Origin of the sequence: Nocardioides sp. Soil774 (genome assembly GCF_001428125.1) — a bacterium.
Taxonomy (GTDB): domain Bacteria; phylum Actinomycetota; class Actinomycetes; order Propionibacteriales; family Nocardioidaceae; genus Nocardioides.
On record NZ_LMSM01000009.1, the window covers coordinates 260,307 to 276,551 of the forward strand.

Annotated in this window: 13 protein-coding genes and 1 tRNA gene; 9 read left to right on the top strand and 5 right to left on the bottom strand. The window is 72.1% G+C overall.

Going from position 1 to position 16,245, the window contains the following annotated elements; translation table 11 throughout:
• Positions 1-6 precede the first annotated feature (6 nt).
• Positions 7-1,050 carry an adenosine deaminase gene (locus ASG76_RS15320; protein ID WP_157559146.1) on the top strand — a complete coding sequence of 348 codons (1,044 nt, stop codon included), beginning with the start codon at positions 7-9 and terminating at the stop codon, positions 1,048-1,050.
• Between the two features lie 444 nt (positions 1,051-1,494).
• Here ASG76_RS15320 and ASG76_RS15325 read toward each other — a convergent pair.
• The 3 genes from ASG76_RS15325 to ASG76_RS19815 all read right to left on the bottom strand — a co-directional run bounded on the left by ASG76_RS15325 (position 1,495) and on the right by ASG76_RS19815 (position 3,190).
• A tRNA-Arg gene (locus tag ASG76_RS15325) sits at positions 1,495-1,567 on the bottom strand.
• Between the two features lie 60 nt (positions 1,568-1,627).
• Complete coding sequence (locus ASG76_RS15330) at positions 1,628-3,025, bottom strand: dicarboxylate/amino acid:cation symporter (RefSeq protein ID WP_056605172.1); 1,398 nt, start codon at positions 3,023-3,025, stop codon at positions 1,628-1,630.
• Between the two features lie 60 nt (positions 3,026-3,085).
• Positions 3,086-3,190 carry a putative leader peptide gene (locus ASG76_RS19815; RefSeq protein ID WP_321164092.1) on the bottom strand — a complete coding sequence of 35 codons (105 nt, stop codon included), beginning with the start codon at positions 3,188-3,190 and terminating at the stop codon, positions 3,086-3,088.
• An 81-nt stretch (positions 3,191-3,271) separates the two neighbouring features.
• Between ASG76_RS19815 and ASG76_RS15335 the strand changes: the two genes are divergently transcribed.
• From ASG76_RS15335 to ASG76_RS15345, 3 genes are all read left to right on the top strand, one after another.
• Entirely contained in the window at positions 3,272-3,889 is a 618-nt protein-coding gene (locus tag ASG76_RS15335; protein WP_056605174.1) for a hypothetical protein, read from the top strand.
• A 79-nt stretch (positions 3,890-3,968) separates the two neighbouring features.
• Positions 3,969-4,982, top strand: a complete 1,014-nt coding sequence (locus ASG76_RS15340) for a TIGR03885 family FMN-dependent LLM class oxidoreductase (RefSeq protein WP_056605177.1) — start codon at positions 3,969-3,971, stop codon at positions 4,980-4,982.
• Position 4,983: 1 nt separating this feature from the next.
• On the top strand, positions 4,984-6,657 hold the full coding sequence (locus ASG76_RS15345) for an alpha-amylase family protein (protein ID WP_056605180.1): 1,674 nt from the start codon (positions 4,984-4,986) through the stop codon (positions 6,655-6,657).
• 23 nt (positions 6,658-6,680) lie between these two features.
• Here ASG76_RS15345 and rlmC read toward each other — a convergent pair whose 3' ends face one another.
• Together rlmC and ASG76_RS15355 are read right to left on the bottom strand one after the other, a co-directional pair.
• Positions 6,681-7,796 carry a 23S rRNA (uracil(747)-C(5))-methyltransferase RlmC gene (rlmC, locus tag ASG76_RS15350; protein ID WP_056605183.1) on the bottom strand — a complete coding sequence of 372 codons (1,116 nt, stop codon included), beginning with the start codon at positions 7,794-7,796 and terminating at the stop codon, positions 6,681-6,683.
• The gene (locus ASG76_RS15355; protein WP_056605186.1) at positions 7,796-9,187 is read right to left on the bottom strand and encodes an aminopeptidase P family protein; all 1,392 of its coding nucleotides are present in this window, start codon (positions 9,185-9,187) and stop codon (positions 7,796-7,798) included. The genes rlmC and ASG76_RS15355 overlap by 1 nt, the downstream gene beginning before the upstream one ends.
• A 69-nt stretch (positions 9,188-9,256) precedes the next feature.
• Between ASG76_RS15355 and ASG76_RS15360 the strand changes: the two genes are divergently transcribed.
• From ASG76_RS15360 to ettA, 5 genes are all read left to right on the top strand, one after another.
• Positions 9,257-10,375 carry a PrsW family intramembrane metalloprotease gene (locus tag ASG76_RS15360; RefSeq protein WP_056605189.1) on the top strand — a complete coding sequence of 373 codons (1,119 nt, stop codon included), beginning with the start codon at positions 9,257-9,259 and terminating at the stop codon, positions 10,373-10,375.
• On the top strand, positions 10,372-12,222 hold the full coding sequence (locus ASG76_RS15365; RefSeq protein WP_235529654.1) for a GTPase domain-containing protein: 1,851 nt from the start codon (positions 10,372-10,374) through the stop codon (positions 12,220-12,222). The genes ASG76_RS15360 and ASG76_RS15365 overlap by 4 nt, the downstream gene beginning before the upstream one ends.
• 42 nt (positions 12,223-12,264) lie before the next feature.
• Positions 12,265-13,920, top strand: coding sequence for a YfjP family GTPase (locus tag ASG76_RS15370; RefSeq protein ID WP_056605192.1), 1,656 nt, complete (start codon positions 12,265-12,267; stop codon positions 13,918-13,920).
• 146 nt (positions 13,921-14,066) lie between these two features.
• Positions 14,067-14,489 carry a single-stranded DNA-binding protein gene (locus ASG76_RS15375; RefSeq protein ID WP_056605195.1) on the top strand — a complete coding sequence of 141 codons (423 nt, stop codon included), beginning with the start codon at positions 14,067-14,069 and terminating at the stop codon, positions 14,487-14,489.
• Positions 14,490-14,558: 69 nt separating this feature from the next.
• Positions 14,559-16,241, top strand: a complete 1,683-nt coding sequence (ettA, locus tag ASG76_RS15380) for an energy-dependent translational throttle protein EttA (RefSeq protein ID WP_056605198.1) — start codon at positions 14,559-14,561, stop codon at positions 16,239-16,241.
• Positions 16,242-16,245: the final 4 nt, after the last annotated feature.

The following is a 16,245-nucleotide window of genomic DNA, read 5'->3' on the forward strand; positions in this document are numbered from 1 at the left end:
CGGGGCGTGAGCCTCACGTCCTTCATCGCCGGCCTGCCCAAGGCCGAGCTGCACGTCCACCACGTCGGGTCGGCGTCGCCGCGGATCGTCTCCGAGCTCGCGGCGCGCCACCCCGGGGCCGGCGTGCCCGCCGACCTGGAGGCGCTGCGCGAGTTCTTCACCTTCCGCGACTTCGCGCACTTCATCGACGTCTACCTCTCCGTCGTCGACCTGGTGCGCACGCCCGAGGACGTGCGGCTGCTGACCTACGAGGTCGCGCGCGAGATGGCGGAGGGGCAGAACCTGCGCTATGCCGAGCTCACCTGCACGCCGTACACCTCGGTGCTGCGCGGGATCGCGATCGAGGCCTACACCGAGGCCATCGAGGACGCGCGCGTGGCGGCCGAGCGCGACTTCGGCCTGGTGATGCGCTGGATCTACGACATCCCGGGTGAGTCCGGCATCCCCGCGGCCGACGCCACCCTGGAGTACGCCCTCGAGCACCGCACGGACGCCCTGGTGGGCTTCGGCCTGGGCGGCCCCGAGATCGGGGTGCCGCGTGCGCAGTTCGAGGAGCACTTCACCGCCGCGCGCGCTGCCGGGCTCCGGTCGGTGCCCCACGCAGGGGAGACCACCGGGCCCGAGACGGTCTGGGAGTCGCTGCGGCTGCTGGGCGCCGAGCGGATCGGCCACGGCGTCTCGGCCGCCCAGGACCCCGAGCTGCTGGCACATCTCGCCGACACGGGCGTCGTGCTCGAGGTGTGCCCGACCTCCAACATCGCCACGCGCGCGGTCGACCGCATCGAGGACCACCCGCTGCGTGCCTTCGTCGACGCGGGGGTACGCGTCACCATCAACTCCGACGACCCGCCGATGTTCGCGACCACGCTCAACCACGACCACGAGGTCGCCGCCGGGCTCCTCGACCTCGACGAGCACGGGGTCGCCGAGCTCGCTCGCGCGGCGGTCGAGGCCTCCTTCGCCCCCGACGAGGTGAAGTCGCGGATCGGTGCCGAGATCGACGCGTACGCCGCCGGCACGGGCCTCTCCGAGGACTTGCCGACCGCCTGACCCGGCGTGTCGGACCCGACACGCCGTGTCGCGCGAACATCCCCCGGATATGTCGGCCGCTGCCCTTGTCCGGGGCCTCCCGCAGGCGTAGAACTGAGGTGTCGGACGGACCTCGGTCCCGAAGACGCGAGGCCCCGGCAACTCATACTTGCCGGGGTCTCACCTTTTCTCGCGCGCGACGTTGGTCGGGTCCATCGCCGCCACGAGGAACAGCAGTGTGGCGATGCCCGCGAGGACCCCGAGCACGGTCAGCAGACCCTGGCCGATGTCGTTGGTCATGTGGAGCCCCTCTCATGAGTGCATGAGTGGTGCTCGTACCCGCCAGCCGGAAAAGGATTCGGCCCCGTCACCTCATACGTGGCGGGGCCTGTGTCACATCCTGACGTCGAGCCGCGGCCGTGCGGGGGAGGCCGGGCCGCGTGTCGCGGACGCGACCGCGGTGGGCGCCCCCGGCAGGACTCGAACCTGCAACCAACGGATTAGAAGGCCGTTGCGCTATCCATTGCGCCACGGGGGCAAAGCCCGGCCAGTATCCCAATCCCGGCCCTCCGGTGTGCGGAGGGCCGGGCGGGACGCCTCAGGCCGCGGTCGCCGCGGTGGTCGGACGGGCCGTGGTCTCGGCGTCCTCGCGCCACGCTCCACGCCCGCGCGGGGCGTCGTACGCCGCCTGGTCGAGGATTCCCTCACGCTTGGCCACCAGGGTCGGCACCAGTGCCTGGCCGGTGACGTTGACCGCGGTGCGACCCATGTCGAGGATCGGGTCGATCGCCAGCAGCAGGCCGACGCCCTCGAGCGGCAGACCGAGGGTGGAGAGCGTCAGCGTGAGCATGACAGTCGCGCCGGTGACGCCGGCCGTGGCCGCCGAGCCGATGACCGAGACGAAGGCGATCAGCACGTAGTCGGTGATCGAGAGGTCGAGGCCGAAGAACTGGGCCACGAAGATCGCCGAGATCGCGGGGTAGATCGAGGCGCAGCCGTCCATCTTGGTGGTCGCGCCCAGCGGCACCGCGAATGAGGCGTAGGCACGCGGCACGCCGAGGTTGCGCTCGGTGACCGACTCGGTGACCGGCATGGTGCCGACCGACGAGCGGGACACGAAGGCCAGCGAGATGGCCGGCCAGGCGCCGGAGAAGAACTGCTTGACCGACAGGCCGTTGAGGCGCAGCAGCGCCGGGTAGACGCCGAGCAGGACGAGGAAGAGGCCTGCGTAGATGGCGACGGTGAACATGCCGAGCGAGCCGAGCGCGTCCCAGCCGTAGCTGGCGACCGCGTTGCCGAGCAGGCCGACCGTGGCGATCGGGGCGAGGAGGATGATCCACCACAGCACCTTCTGCACGACGGCGAGCGCCGAGCGCACGAAGGACAGGAACGGGTCGGCCGCCTCGCCGACCTTGAGCGTGGCGATGCCGATCGCGATCGCGACGACGAGGATCTGCAGGACGTTGAACGACATGCCGACGGTGCCGTCGCCGTTGTCGTAGCCCTCGAGGCCGAGCACGTTGGCCGGCACGAGACCGGTCAGGAAGTCGAGCCACGACCCGGTGGTGCCCGGCGCGGAGGCGGCGTCAGCGGTGACGCTCGTGTGGTCGCCGGGGCGCAGCACGAGGCCGAGCACGATGCCGATCGACACCGCGATCAGCGCGGTCGTGGCGAACCACGCCAGCGTCTTCCAGGCGAGCCGCGCCGCGCCGGTGACGTCACGCAGGTTGGCGATCGAGGCCACGATGGCGAGGAAGACCAGCGGCGGGACGACCGCGCGCAGGAGCGTGACGAAGGTGCCACCGATCGTGCTGAGCGTCTCGGTGAGCCAGTTGGGGTCCACCTCGCCGGTGGCCGCGTCGACGCCGTCCGCGCCCATGCTGCGGGCCACCAGACCGAGGACGACGCCGAGCACGAGTCCGGTCAGGACCTGCACGCCGAACGAGGGGAGCCGGAAGCGGGTGGGCTTCTCGGTCTCCGTAACAAAAGTATTCATACTGAAAAGATAACCTTTCGGAGCGGCGCCGCGCACACGCGGGCCGGGGACGCAGGGAGGTCAGTCGACGGCGCTGGTGGAGCGACAGAGCGCGCTCCCGGTGCGCACGAGGTCGACGGCTCGACGCTGCGTCAGCAGGTCGCCGACGGTCGTGGGGGTGCTCACGATCGGCACAACAGGTCATGGCGGCCGCGGATTCCGTGGTTCGGGTCACACGTCAGGAGCCGCCTGACTAGGGTCGGCGGCATGTCCCTCCGCCTCGCCACGCGGCTGCTGACCGCCCTCGCGCCCGCCGTCCTGCTCCTGCCCACCGCGGCGCACGCCGAGCAGCTGACGACGGACGACGCGGTCGCGGACGTCGTGACCGTCGGGCCGACGGAGGAGGGCCAGGGCGACCTGGCCAACCTCGTGCCCACGCCGGACAACCTGACAGCGGACGTCGTACGCACCGTGGTCGACCACGCCCAGCGCCGCCTGAGGGTGCGTGTCGACCTGCGCGAGCTCGGCCGCGACAAGCAGCACTTCGCTGTCCTGAGCGTGCGCACGCCCACGGGGACCTTCGAGGTGGAGGCCGACGACCTCGGGCACCGGCCGAAGGCCGACATGACCCGCCGTGGGCGCTCCGTGGAGTGCCCGCGGCTGCGGGCCGTCGGCGACCGCGCGTCGTCGCGCGTCACCGTCACCATCCCCGCGTCGTGCCTCGGAGGCCCTCGGTGGGTCCGCGTCGGCGTGGGTGTCGCCGTGCTGACGACCGCGACCAACGCTGAAGGCGTGGAGGAGGTCGCCGTCCTCGCCGACGACGCACAGCGTGCCGGCGACGTCCGCGACCGCATCGCGCTCGGCCCGAAGGTCCACCGCGGCTGACCCGTCCACCAGCAGGCAGGTCACCCCGGCGCAGGTGTGACCGGTTGCCAGCCGGGCGCCGCTGCGCTGTGGTGGGTCCATGACCCGGATCGGCTTCCACGCCTCCCATGAGCAGATCTCGCCACGGGACCTGCTCCGCGACGTCCAGCACGCCGAGGGGTCGGGCTTCGACATGGAGATGTGCTCGGACCACCTCGGGCCCTGGAGCGCCCGTCAGGGCCACTCGGGCTACGCGTGGTCGTGGCTGGGAGCTGCGCTGGCCACCACCGGCCTCGGGCTGGGCTGCGTGTCCGCACCGGGCCAGCGCTACCACCCCGCGGTGCACGCCCAGAAGATCGCGACCCTCGCCGTCATGTTCCCCGGTCGCTTCTGGGTCGCGCTCGGCAGCGGGGAGGCGAGCAACGAGCACGTCACCGGCGACCGGTGGCCGGCGAAGGAGGAGCGCACCCGCCGGCTGGAGGAGTGCGTCGACGTCATCCGCCGCCTCCTCGCAGGCGAGGAGGTGAGCCATGACGGCCTCGTGCGGGTCGACCGGGCGAGGCTGTGGGACGTCCCCGAACAGCCTCCGCTGCTCGTGGGTCCGGCTGTGAGCGTGGCGTCCGCGGGACGGGTGGCCGCGTGGGCCGACGGCCTGGTCACCATCAACCAGCCCCACGACACGCTGCGACGTCTCGTCGCGGCGTACCGCGACAACGGGGGACGGGGCCGACTCGCGCTCCAGGTCCACCTCTCGTGGGCTCCCACCGAGGCGTGTGCCGAGGAGATCGCCTTCGACCAGTGGCGCACCAACGTGCTGGGCGGCGACGTGCCCTGGGACCTCGAGACCCCGGCGGCTTTCGACGAGGTCGGCGAGCACGTGACGATGGACTCCGTACGACGAGCCGTGCTGGTGTCGTCCGACCCGGCGCAGCACGCGGCCTGGCTGGCGGAGTACGCCGAGCTGGGCTTCGACGACCTCTACCTCCACCACGTGGGCCAGGAGCAGGAGCGCTTCATCGACACCTTCGCCGAGCAGGTCCTGCCGCAGCTGCGGGGCGCGGACCTCGTCCCGGCGACCGTTGCCGCACCCCACACGACCGACCCAGGGAGCTGACATGCAGATCACCGAGACCAGCGACGTGTGGTGGAAGACAGCCGTCGTCTACTGCCTCGACGTCGAGACCTTCTACGACCTCGACGGCAACGGCATCGGCGACCTGTCCGGCCTGGCCGAGCGCATCGACTACCTCGCCGAGCTCGGGGTCACCTGTCTGTGGCTGATGCCCTTCTACCCCACCCCCGACCGCGACGACGGCTACGACATCGTCGACTTCTACGGCGTGGACCCCCGGCTGGGCAACCACGGGCAGCTCGTCGAGGTGCTGCGCACCGCGCACGACCGCGGCATCAACGTCATCGCCGACCTGGTCGTCAACCACACCTCCGACCAGCACCCGTGGTTCAAGGCCTCGCGCCGCAGCAAGGACAACCCGTTCCGTGACTACTACGTGTGGCGCGACACCGAGCCGCCCGACACCTCGAAGCTCGTGGTGTTCCCGGACAAGGAGGACTCCATCTGGGAGCTCGACGAGCGGACGGGGGAGTGGTACCTCCACAACTTCTACAAGCACCAGCCTGACCTCAACCTCGCCAACCCCCGGGTGGTCGAGGAGATCCTGCGCATCGTGGGCTTCTGGCTCGAGCTCGGCTTCGATGGCTTCCGGGTCGACGGGATCCCCTTCCTGGAGCAGAACGCCGACAACGCGGGCGACCCAGCCCTGGCCGTCGACCCGCACCAGCTCATGCGCCGGATCCGCGCGTTCGTCAACCGACGTGCCGGTCACGCGATGATGCTGGGCGAGGTCAACCTCCCGCACCCCCAGCAGCGGGAGTTCTTCGGCGGTGACGCCGGCAACGAGCTGCAGATGCAGTTCGACTTCATCGGCATGCAGGCCACCTACCTGGCCCTGGCCCGGGGGGACGCCGCCCCGCTGGTGGAGGCCCTGCAGGCGCGGCCGGAGATCCACCGGACCTGCCAGTGGGCCACCTTCCTGCGCAACCACGACGAGCTCACGCTGGACAAGCTCAGCGACACCGAGCGGGAGGAGGTCTTCGCGGCCTTCGGCCCCGACCCCGAGATGCAGCTGTTCGCCCGGGGCCTCAAGCGACGCCTGCCCCCGATGATGGGTGGCGACCCCCGCCGCATCCGGATGGCCTACAGCCTGCTGTTCACCCTCCCCGGCACCCCCACGCTCTACTACGGCGAGGAGATCGGGATGGGCGAGGACCTCGCGGCCGAGGGCCGGATGGCCGTGCGCACCCCGATGCAGTGGACATCCGGGCGCAACGGGGGCTTCTCCTCCGCGGCGCCGCGCAAGCTGGTGCAACGCGTGGTCCCGGACGGCTATGGCCCCGCCCACGTCAACGTCGCCGACCAGCGCCGTGACGCCGATTCCCTCTGGAGCTACATGCGGACCCTGATCGGCACCTACCGGATGTGCCCCGAGCTCGGGTGGGGCGAGTTCTCCCTCATCGAGCAGCCCGACAGCCGCGTGTTCGCCCACCGCTGCGACCTCGACGACGTCGCCGTCGTCGCCGTCCACAACCTCGGCGCCGACGCGGTGGTGCTCGACCTCCCGGTCGACGGGCTCGACGAGACGCGTGAGCTCGTCGACCTGTTCAGCCAGGCGGAGGTGGCGACCGGTGCAGGTTCGGTCGAGGTGAGCCTCGAGGGCTACGGGTTCCGCTGGTACCGCCTGCGGCCGCACGGAGGGCTGCACCTTCCGTGACGGTGCGGTGCGACCCCTGAACCTCACCGGGTCAGCAGGACGATGACCTCGTAGTGGGTGGTGTGCGGGAACATGTCGAGCACCCGCGCCTCGACCGCGCGCAGCGACGGCATCAGCGCGAGGTCGCGGGACAGCGACTCGGCGTTGCACGAGGAGTAGACGACGTGGCGCACGCCCGAGCGCTCGAGCCAGCCGGCCAGGTCGGGCCCGATGCCGCGCCGGGGTGGGTTGACCACGACGAGGTCGGGGACGCTGCCCGCGCCCACGGCGTACGCCGTCGCGTCACCGGCCACGAAGTCCGCGGCCAGCCCGAGCTCGGCCGCCGTGGTGCTCGCCGCCGCGACGGCGTCGGGCGAGACCTCCACCCCGAGCACCGCTCGGTCCGGCGCGGCGAGGTGCAGCGCGAAGCCGCCGACACCGCAGTAGAGGTCCCAGACGGTCTGCACGTCGTCGAGCCCCTCGACCCAGGCGCGGGCCTGCTCGTAGAGGGACTCAGCAACGAAGGTGTTGGTCTGGAAGAACGAGCGCGGCCCCAGCCGCAGCGTGACCCCCGTGGCGAGCCGCATCGGCAGCGTGTCGTCGCCGGTGAGCACGATCTCGCGCTCGCCCTCCAGCACCGCCTTGTGCTCGGGCTGGACGTTGAGGGTGACCACGCGCAGCTGCGGCAGGGCCTCGAGCAAGGTGGCGAGCCGCGAGCGGACCCGCGCCTCGAGGGCGGTCGAGCGCACCACCAGGCGCAGCATCAGCTCGCCGTCGGGTGACTCGGTGAGCAGCACGTGCTTGAGCTCGCCGGCGCGCGCCGCGACGTCGTACGGCGTCAGCCCGGTGCTGCTGATCCACCCGGCGACGACGTCGAGGGCCGACGTCAGGCCCGGCGAGTGCAGGCCGCAGTCACGCAGGTCCACCCCGGCGAGGTCGCGGTCGAGGATGCCGAGGGTCGGTGCCTCGACGGTCCCGCCGACGACCATCTTGGCCTTGTTGCGGAAGCCCGCCTCCGCCCCGGCGACGGTCGGCGACCACGACGCGGCGTCGACCAGCGACCGGGCGTGCGCCTCCTTGTCGGAGAGCTGACGGGCGCGCGGCACCTCTAGCAGCGTGCACGAGCGGCAGCGGAAGGCGTCGTAGTGGTGGCAGTCCATCACCCAGCGGTGTGGCGGCCCATCCACTCCTCGACGTCGGCCGAGGTGCGGGGCAGCGAGGCCGAGAGGTTCCGGTTGCCGTCGGCGGTGACGAGGATGTCGTCCTCGATGCGGATGCCGATGCCGCGCAGCTCCTCGGGCACGAGGAGGTCGTCCTCCTGGAAGTAGAGGCCCGGCTCCACGGTGAGCACCATGCCCTCGGCGAGGTCGCCCTTGGGGTAGATCTCGGTGGCGGCGCGCCCGCAGTCGTGGACGTCCATCCCGAGCATGTGCGACGTGCCGTGCAGGGTCCAGCGGGCGTAGACCTTGGACTCGGGGTCGAGGGCCTCCTGCGCGGAGACCGGCAGCAGGCCGAGGTCCTCGAGGCCGTGGGCGAGCACCTCCATGGCCGCGTTGTGCGCGGCCAGGAACGGCACGCCGGGGCGTACGGCGTCGATGCCCTTCTGCTGCGCGGTGAGGACGAGGTCGTAGAGGTCGCGCTGGAGCGGGGTGAAGGTGCCGTCGACGGGCAGGGTGCGCGTGACGTCGGCGGTGTAGAGGTTGCGACCCTCCACGCCCATGTCGAGCAGCACCAGCCTGCCCGGCTCGATCGCGCCGGTGTTGTCGATCCAGTGCAGCGTGGTGGCGTGCGAGCCGCCGGCGCAGATCGAGTCGTAGCCGATGTCGTTGCCCATCGCGCGGGCGCGGCGGAAGAACGTGCCCTCGATCCAGCGCTCGCCGAACTCACGGGCCCGGTCCCACTCGCGCACGGAGTCCTCGAAGCCGAGGGCGGTGATGTCGCAGGCCTCCTGCAGCTCGGCGACCTCCCACTCGTCCTTGACCAGCCGCAGCTCGTCGGCGACGCGGGCCAGGTCGGCGTCGGTGGTGATGTCCCGGGTCTTGCGGTCGTCCTCGAACGACGGCAGGTCCTTGACGTGGCGCACCTCGATGCCGAGGGAGTCGGAGATCTCCTGCGCCGACGGGCGACGCCCGGCCCACAGCTCGCCGTACTGCCGGTCGCGGAAGAACTCGTCGGTGTCGCGCTCCGAGCGGGGGCGCGCGTAGAGCACGGACTCGCCGTCCTCGACGACCAGCACGGCGTCGGAGGTCTGGTTGCCGGAGAAGTAGGTGTGCGCGGTGTCGGGACGGAAGCGGTAGTCGGTGTCGTTGGCCCGCACCTTGTAGGTGCCGGCGGGCAGCACGAGCCGCTCGCCCGGGAACGCCTCGGCGAGGCGCGCGCGGCGGGCCGCGGCCCACTCGGCCACCGGGTGCCGGGGCACGTCGAGGTCCCGCTCGCCCCAGCCCTCGCGCATGAAGGCGGCGTAGGCAGCGGGGACGGCCGGGTCGTGCGACTCGGTCTTCGGCTGGTCGGCGGGAGTCTCGGCAGGGGTCTCGGCAGTCGGCTCGCTCACGCGGTCACTGTACGCCCGGAGGGGTGCGCCGAGCGGGGTCGGGCGGCGCTGCTCCGTTAGGGTCGGGCCATGCAACGAGGCCGTCGCGACAGTGTCGCCTTCACCGTCGTGGTGGGCGTCCTCGTGCTGCTCGGCGGCCTGGCGATGGCGCTGGTCGTCGCCCTCTCCGGTGCCCCCGGTTCCCTGGCGCTCGCGGCCCTCCTGGCCGCGGTCCCGGTCGGTCCGCTGGTCGGGTGCTTCATGTGGCTCGACCGCTACGAGCCCGAGCCGCGCGGCCTGCTCGTCGCGGGACTGCTGTGGGGCGCGTTCGTCGCCACCGCGGCCGCCCTCGTCTTCCAGGGCATCGGCCTGGTCGGCGGCGCCACCGAGCGCGACAGCCTCGCGGTGGTCGCGCCGGTCACCGAGGAGGCCACCAAGGGCGCCTTCCTCCTCCTGCTGCTGTGGTGGCGGCGCCACGAGCTCGACGGCGTCCTCGACGGCATCGTCTACGCCGGCATGGTCGGCATCGGCTTCGCCTTCACCGAGAACATCCTCTACCTCGCCGCCGCCTACGACGGCACCGACGGGCTCGGCCCCGGTGGCACCGAGGCCCTCACCGGCACGTTCGTGGTGCGCTGCCTGATCAGCCCGTTCGCGCACCCCCTGTTCACCGCGTTCACCGGAATCGGTGTCGGGCTGGCGATCTCCTCGCGCCGGTTGCCCGTGCGCGTCCTGGCGCCCCTGGCCGGATTCGCGGTCGCCGCCCTCCTGCACGGGCTGTGGAACTCCTCGACCCTGTCGGGCACCGGCCACTTCTTCGTCGTCTACGGCACCCTCATGCTGCCCGCCCTGCTCGGTGTCGTGGCGTTCGCGGTCTACCGCCGCCGCTCCGAGCGCCCGCTGCTCGCCGCGGCCCTGCAGGACGCCGCCGACCGCGGCCTGCTGCCGGCCACCGACATCCCGTGGCTGGTCGACCTCCGCGCTCGCCGGCACGCCCGCCGCTGGGCCCGGCAGCACGGTGGCGCGCCGGCCGAGCGCGGCATGCGCGCCTACCAGACCGCCGCCATCGAGCTCGGCTACCTCCACCACCGCTACCTGCGCGGCACGGCTCCCGCCGACTTCGCGGTCCGCGGGCAGCAGCACGTCGAGGAGCTGCGGACGATCCGCCCCTTCATCTCCTTCCCCGGACAGGTGGTACCCACCCGATGAGCGAGCCCGAGGGCGACCAGACCCCGGACCAGACCCCGGACCAGACCCCGGACCAGACCCCGGACCAGACCCCGTTCCCGGGTCGTCGTACGCCGGACACGACCACCGCGATGGTCACCGCGCTGGTGCGGCTGCGCGGCGCGCTCCAGGAGGCGCGGCTGCCGCTGGAGCTGCCGGGTGCCGAGGAGCAGCGCGCCTCGCGCGCCGAGATGGTCGACCAGCTCGAGGACTACGTCATCCCGCGCCTGATGACCCTCGACGCGCCGCTGCTGGCCGTGGTCGGCGGGTCCACCGGCGCCGGCAAGTCGACGCTCGTCAACTCCCTCGTCGGCACCCGCGTCACCATCCCCGGCGTGCTCCGCCCGACGACGCGCTCGCCCGTGCTGGTGCACCACCCCGACGACGCGAAGTGGTTCGGCCAGGACCGCCTGCTGCCCGAGCTCGAGCGCGTCAGCCGCCAGACCAACGACCCCGAGGCGCTGCAGCTCGTGGCCTCGCCCGCGATGACTCCCGGCCTGGCGATCCTCGACGCACCCGACATCGACTCCGTCGAGGAGCGCAACCGGGTGCTGGCCGCCCAGCTGCTGGCCGCGGCCGACCTGTGGCTGTTCGTGACGTCCGCGGCGCGGTACGCCGACCAGGTGCCGTGGGACTTCCTGCGCAAGGCCGCCGAGCGTTCGGCCGCGGTGGCGATCGTGCTCGACCGCACGCCGCCCGACGCAGTGGACACCATCGCCACCCACCTCGCCCGGATGCTCGCCAGCCGCGGGCTCAAGGACTCCCCGCTCTTCACCGTCGAGGAGGGCGGGGTCTCCGAGATGGGGCTGCTGCCCTCGGAGTCGGTCATCGAGATCCGCAGCTGGCTGCAGGCGCTGGCCGACGACCAGGACGCCCGCGCCGCCGTCGTCCAGCAGACCCTGGACGGCGCCATCCGCACCCTCGGGCGCCGCACGCACACGGTCGCCGACGCCGCCACCGAGCAGGTCGACGCCGTACGCCGCCTGCGCGAGGACGCCAACTCCGCCTACGACCGCGCCGTGACCGCGGTCGGTGAGGCCTCGGCCGACGGCACGCTGCTGCGCGGCGAGGTGCTCGCCCGGTGGCAGGAGTTCGTCGGCACCGGCGAGCTGCTCAAGTCGCTGGAGACGCGGGTCGGCTGGATCCGCGACCGGGTGGTCAACGCCGTGAAGGGCAAGCCCCAGCAGGCCGAGCGCGTCACCGTCGCGGTCGAGTCGGGCCTGGAGACGCTGATCCTCGAGCACGCCGAGGCCGCCGCCGAGCGTGCCGAGGCGTCGTGGCGCAGCACCGCGGCGGGTCAGATCCTGCTGCGCGACGCCGGTGAGGACCTCGGCCGCGCCTCGCGCGACTTCCGCCGTCGGGCCGAGCGGGCCGTGCGCGACTGGCAGGACGACGTGCTGGAGATGGTGCGCACCGAGGGCGCCGACAAGCGCTCGACGGCGCGGTTCCTGGCCTTCGGCGTCAACGGTCTCTCGGTCGCACTCATGGTCGTGGTCTTCGCGCACACCGCCGGGGTCACCGGTGCGGAGGCGGGCATCGCCGGCGGCTCGGCCGTCCTGGGGCAGAAGCTCCTCGAGGCCGTCTTCGGCGACCAGGCCGTCCGCACGCTGGCCGAGCGCGCGCGCCTGCGCCTCGAGGCGTCGATGAGCGACCTGCTCGACGCCGAGCGGCGCCGCTACACCGACCTCCTCGACAGCCTGGAGGTCTCGCCCGAGGCGCCCGAGCGGATGCGCTCGGCGGCCCGCAAGGTCGACGACCTGCGCTACGCCGCGACCCGCCAGCCCCAGGGCGAGGGTCAGGGTTCGGGCGCCGAGGACGCCGCCCCCTAGGGTTGACCTGTTGGACCGCACCACCCACACCGTGAGGGAGTCATGACGTCGTTGCTCGAAGGGGCCAAGAAGCTGGTCACCAGGAGCTCTGACATCGGCGCCCGCGTCGAGGGGCTCGAGCGCGCCGCCGCCGCCGCGCGGGGTCGTGTCGACGACGCCGTGGTCGACGACGCCGAGAAGGTCGCCGCCCGCGCCGCGAGCCGGCTGAAGCTCTCCGCCGACCACACCGTGGTGGCGCTCGCCGGTGCGACCGGGTCGGGCAAGTCCTCGACCTTCAACGCCCTCAGCGGCCTCGAGCTGTCCGCGGTCGGCGTACGCCGTCCCACCACGTCGTGGGCCACCGCGTGCGTGTGGGGCAAGGAGGGCGCCGAGGAGCTGCTGGAGTGGCTCGGCATCCCCGCGCGCCACCAGGTCACCCGCGACTCGATGCTCAGCAAGGGCGACGAGGACGCCGAGCTGCGCGGCGTGGTGCTCCTCGACCTGCCCGACCACGACTCCACCGAGGTCTCGCACCACCTCGAGGTCGAGCGGCTGGTGCAGCTCGCCGACATGCTGGTCTGGGTCCTCGACCCGCAGAAGTACGCCGACGCCGCCATCCACGACCGCTTCCTCAAGCCGCTCGCCGGGCATCGCGACGTGATGCTCGTGGTGCTCAACCACATCGACACCGTGGCGGAGGACCGGCGCGACAGCATGGTCGCGGACGTACGCCGCCTCCTCGAGGCCGACGGTCTGGCCGGGGTCCCGGTGCTGCCGGTGAGCGCGCGCCACGGCTGGGGCATCGACGAGCTGCGCGGGATGGTCGCCGAGCGGGTGGCGGCCAAGAAGGTGACGCGTTCGCGCCTCGAGGCCGACGTGAAGTCCGCCGCCCAGCGCCTCCAGGAGGCGACCGGCACCGGCAAGGCGCCGACGCTGTCGAAGGAGCGCGTCGCGGCGCTCGACGACGCGTTCGCCGACGCGGCCGGCGTGCCGACCGTCGTCAAGGCCGTGGCCGACTCGACCCGCCTGCGTGCCAACCGCGCGACCGGCTGGCCGGTCACCGCCTGGTTCTCCCGGCTCAAGCCCGACCCGCTCAAGCGGCTCCACCTCGACCTCGGCTCGGCGGGCAAGCAGCTCAGCGGGCAGTCCCGGACGTCGGTGCCTCAGGCCAGCGGGGTCCAGCGCGCGCGGGTGGACACCGAGGTGCGCAAGCTGGCCGACCAGGTCGGCGAACCCATGGCGCCCGCCTGGGCGACCGCCGTGCGCACCGCGTCGGTCTCACGTCTGCCCGACCTGGGCGACCGCCTCGACCGCGCCGTCGGCACCACCGACCTCGGCGCGGCGAAGATCCCGGTGTGGGCCGGGCTGGTGCGGGTCCTGCAGTACGTCCTGATCGTCACCGCCCTCGTCGGTGCCGGCTGGCTGGCCCTGCTGGCGCTGGGGTCCTACGCCCGCCTCCCCGAGCCGCCGACTCCCGAGGTGGGGGCGTTCCCCGTCCCGACCCTGCTGCTGCTCGGGGGAGTCCTCCTCGGCGTGCTGCTTGCGCTGGTGTGCCGCTGGCTCGTGGCCCTCACCGCGCGCAAGCGCGCCCGTGCGGCCGACAAGCGGCTGCGCGACGCCATCTCGGAGGTGTCCGCGGAGCTCGTGGTCGCACCGATCCAGGCCGAGCTCGCGTCCTACGCCGAGGTGCGCGAGGGGCTCTCCGCCGCCCTGCGCTGACCATCGCGCACCACCTGGCGTCCACAGGGGCGCCTGAGTGGCCGTCCTCCACAAGCGCGCCTCCGTCCGGGCTGCACGTGTCGGTGCGGTTGCCGAGCCTTGGGTGATCGCGGCGGACCGACCGCCGCCCTCACAGGAGGCACGAGATGTACGACACCCAGATCACCCTGACCGGCTGGATCGGCGGCGAGGTCACCCTGCGCCAGGTCGGCGAGGAGCGCCACGTCGCCTCGTTCCGTGTGGCCTGCACCCCGACGCGCTTCCGCGACGGCGAGTGGGTCAAGGGCACCACGTCGTGGCACACCGTCAAGGTGTGGAACCGGCTGGCGCGCCACGTGGCCGACTCGCTCCACAGCGGCGACCCGGTCGTCGTGCACGGACGGCTCGTCGCCGACGTGTGGGAGCGCGACGGCAAGCCGCAGACCAGCTTCGAGGTCGTCGCCACCTCGGTCGGTCACGACCTGTCCCACGGCACCTCGGTCTTCACCCGCCCGGTGCGCGCCGAGGACCGGCCTGTGGAGGTCCAGCCGGCGCCGGCCGCGGTCGCCGCCGAGCCCCAGGCCGCCTGACGCCGGAGGCGCCGGGAGCGTCGGGGCGCGATTGTCGGCGCGGGTGCGCTTCCCCGTAGGCTCGCCCGCATGGCTGAGTACGTCTTCACACTGCGCAACGTGCGCAAGGCCCATGGTGACAAGGTCGTCCTCGACAACGTCACCCTCTCGTTCCTCCACGGCGCCAAGATCGGCGTCGTCGGACCCAACGGCACGGGCAAGTCCTCGTTGCTCAAGATCATGGCGCAGCTCGACCACGCCAACAACGGCGACGCGATCCTCGACCCCGACGCCACCGTCGGCATGCTCCAGCAGGAGCCGCCGCTGAGCGAGGGCAAGACCGTCCTGGAGAACGTCGAGGAGGCCGTCGGCGAGATCAAGGGCAAGATGAAGCGCCTCGAGGAGGCGTACATGGAGATGGGCGAGCCCGACGCCGACCAGGACGCGCTCATGGAGGAGACCGGCAACCTCCAGACCGAGCTCGACAACGCCAACGCCTGGGACATCGACAGCCGTCTCGACCAGGCCATGGACGCGCTGCGCTGCCCGCCGCCCGACGTGCTGGTCGACAACCTGTCGGGTGGTGAGCGCCGACGCGTCGCCCTGTGCAAGCTGCTGCTGCAGCAGCCCGACCTGCTGCTCCTCGACGAGCCCACCAACCACCTCGACGCCGAGTCGGTGCAGTGGCTCGAGGGTCACCTCGCGTCCTACCCCGGCGCCGTCCTGGCCGTCACCCACGACCGCTACTTCCTCGACAACGTCGCGCAGTGGATCCTCGAGCTCGACCGCGGCAAGGCGCACCCCTACGAGGGCAACTACACGACGTACCTCGAGACCAAGAAGGAGCGCCTCAAGATCGAGGGCCAGAAGGACGCCAAGCGCGCCAAGGTCCTCGAGCGCGAGCTCGAGTGGGTCCGCTCCAACGCCAAGGCCCGCCAGACCAAGAGCAAGTCGCGTCTCGCGCGCTACGAGGAGATGGCGGCCGAGGCCGACCGGATGCGCAAGATCGACACCTCGGAGATCAACATCCCCGCGGGTCCGCGCCTCGGCGACATCGTGCTCGAGGCCGAGGAGCTCGGCAAGGGCTTCGAGGGCCGCACCCTCATGCACGACGTCTCGTTCAAGCTGCCGCGCGCCGGCATCGTCGGCGTCATCGGCCCCAACGGCGTCGGCAAGACCACCCTCTTCCGGATGATCACCGGCCAGGAGCAGCCCGACGAGGGCACGCTGAAGGTGGGCCAGACGGTCAAGATCTCCTACGTCGACCAGAGCCGTGGCGGTATCGACCCCAACAAGAACGTCTGGGAGGTCGTCTCCGACGGCCTCGACTTCATCAAGGTCGCCAACTTCGAGATGAACAGCCGCGCCTACGTCGCGTCGTTCGGCTTCAAGGGCCCCGACCAGCAGAAGAAGGCCGGCGTGCTCTCCGGTGGTGAGCGCAACCGCCTCAACCTCGCGCTGACGCTCAAGATGGGCGGCAACATGCTGCTCCTCGACGAGCCCACCAACGACCTCGACGTCGAGACCCTGTCCTCGCTCGAGGACGCGCTGCTCGACTTCCCCGGCTGCGCCGTGGTCACCTCCCACGACCGGTGGTTCCTCGACCGCGTCGCGACCCACATCCTGGCCTGGGAGGGCAACGACGAGGACCCGGCGCAGTGGTTCTGGTTCGAGGGCAACTACGCGGCCTACGAGGAGAACAAGATCGAGCGGCTCGGCATCGAGGCCGCTCGCCCGCACCGCGTCACGCACCGCCGCCTGACGCGCGACTGAGCGG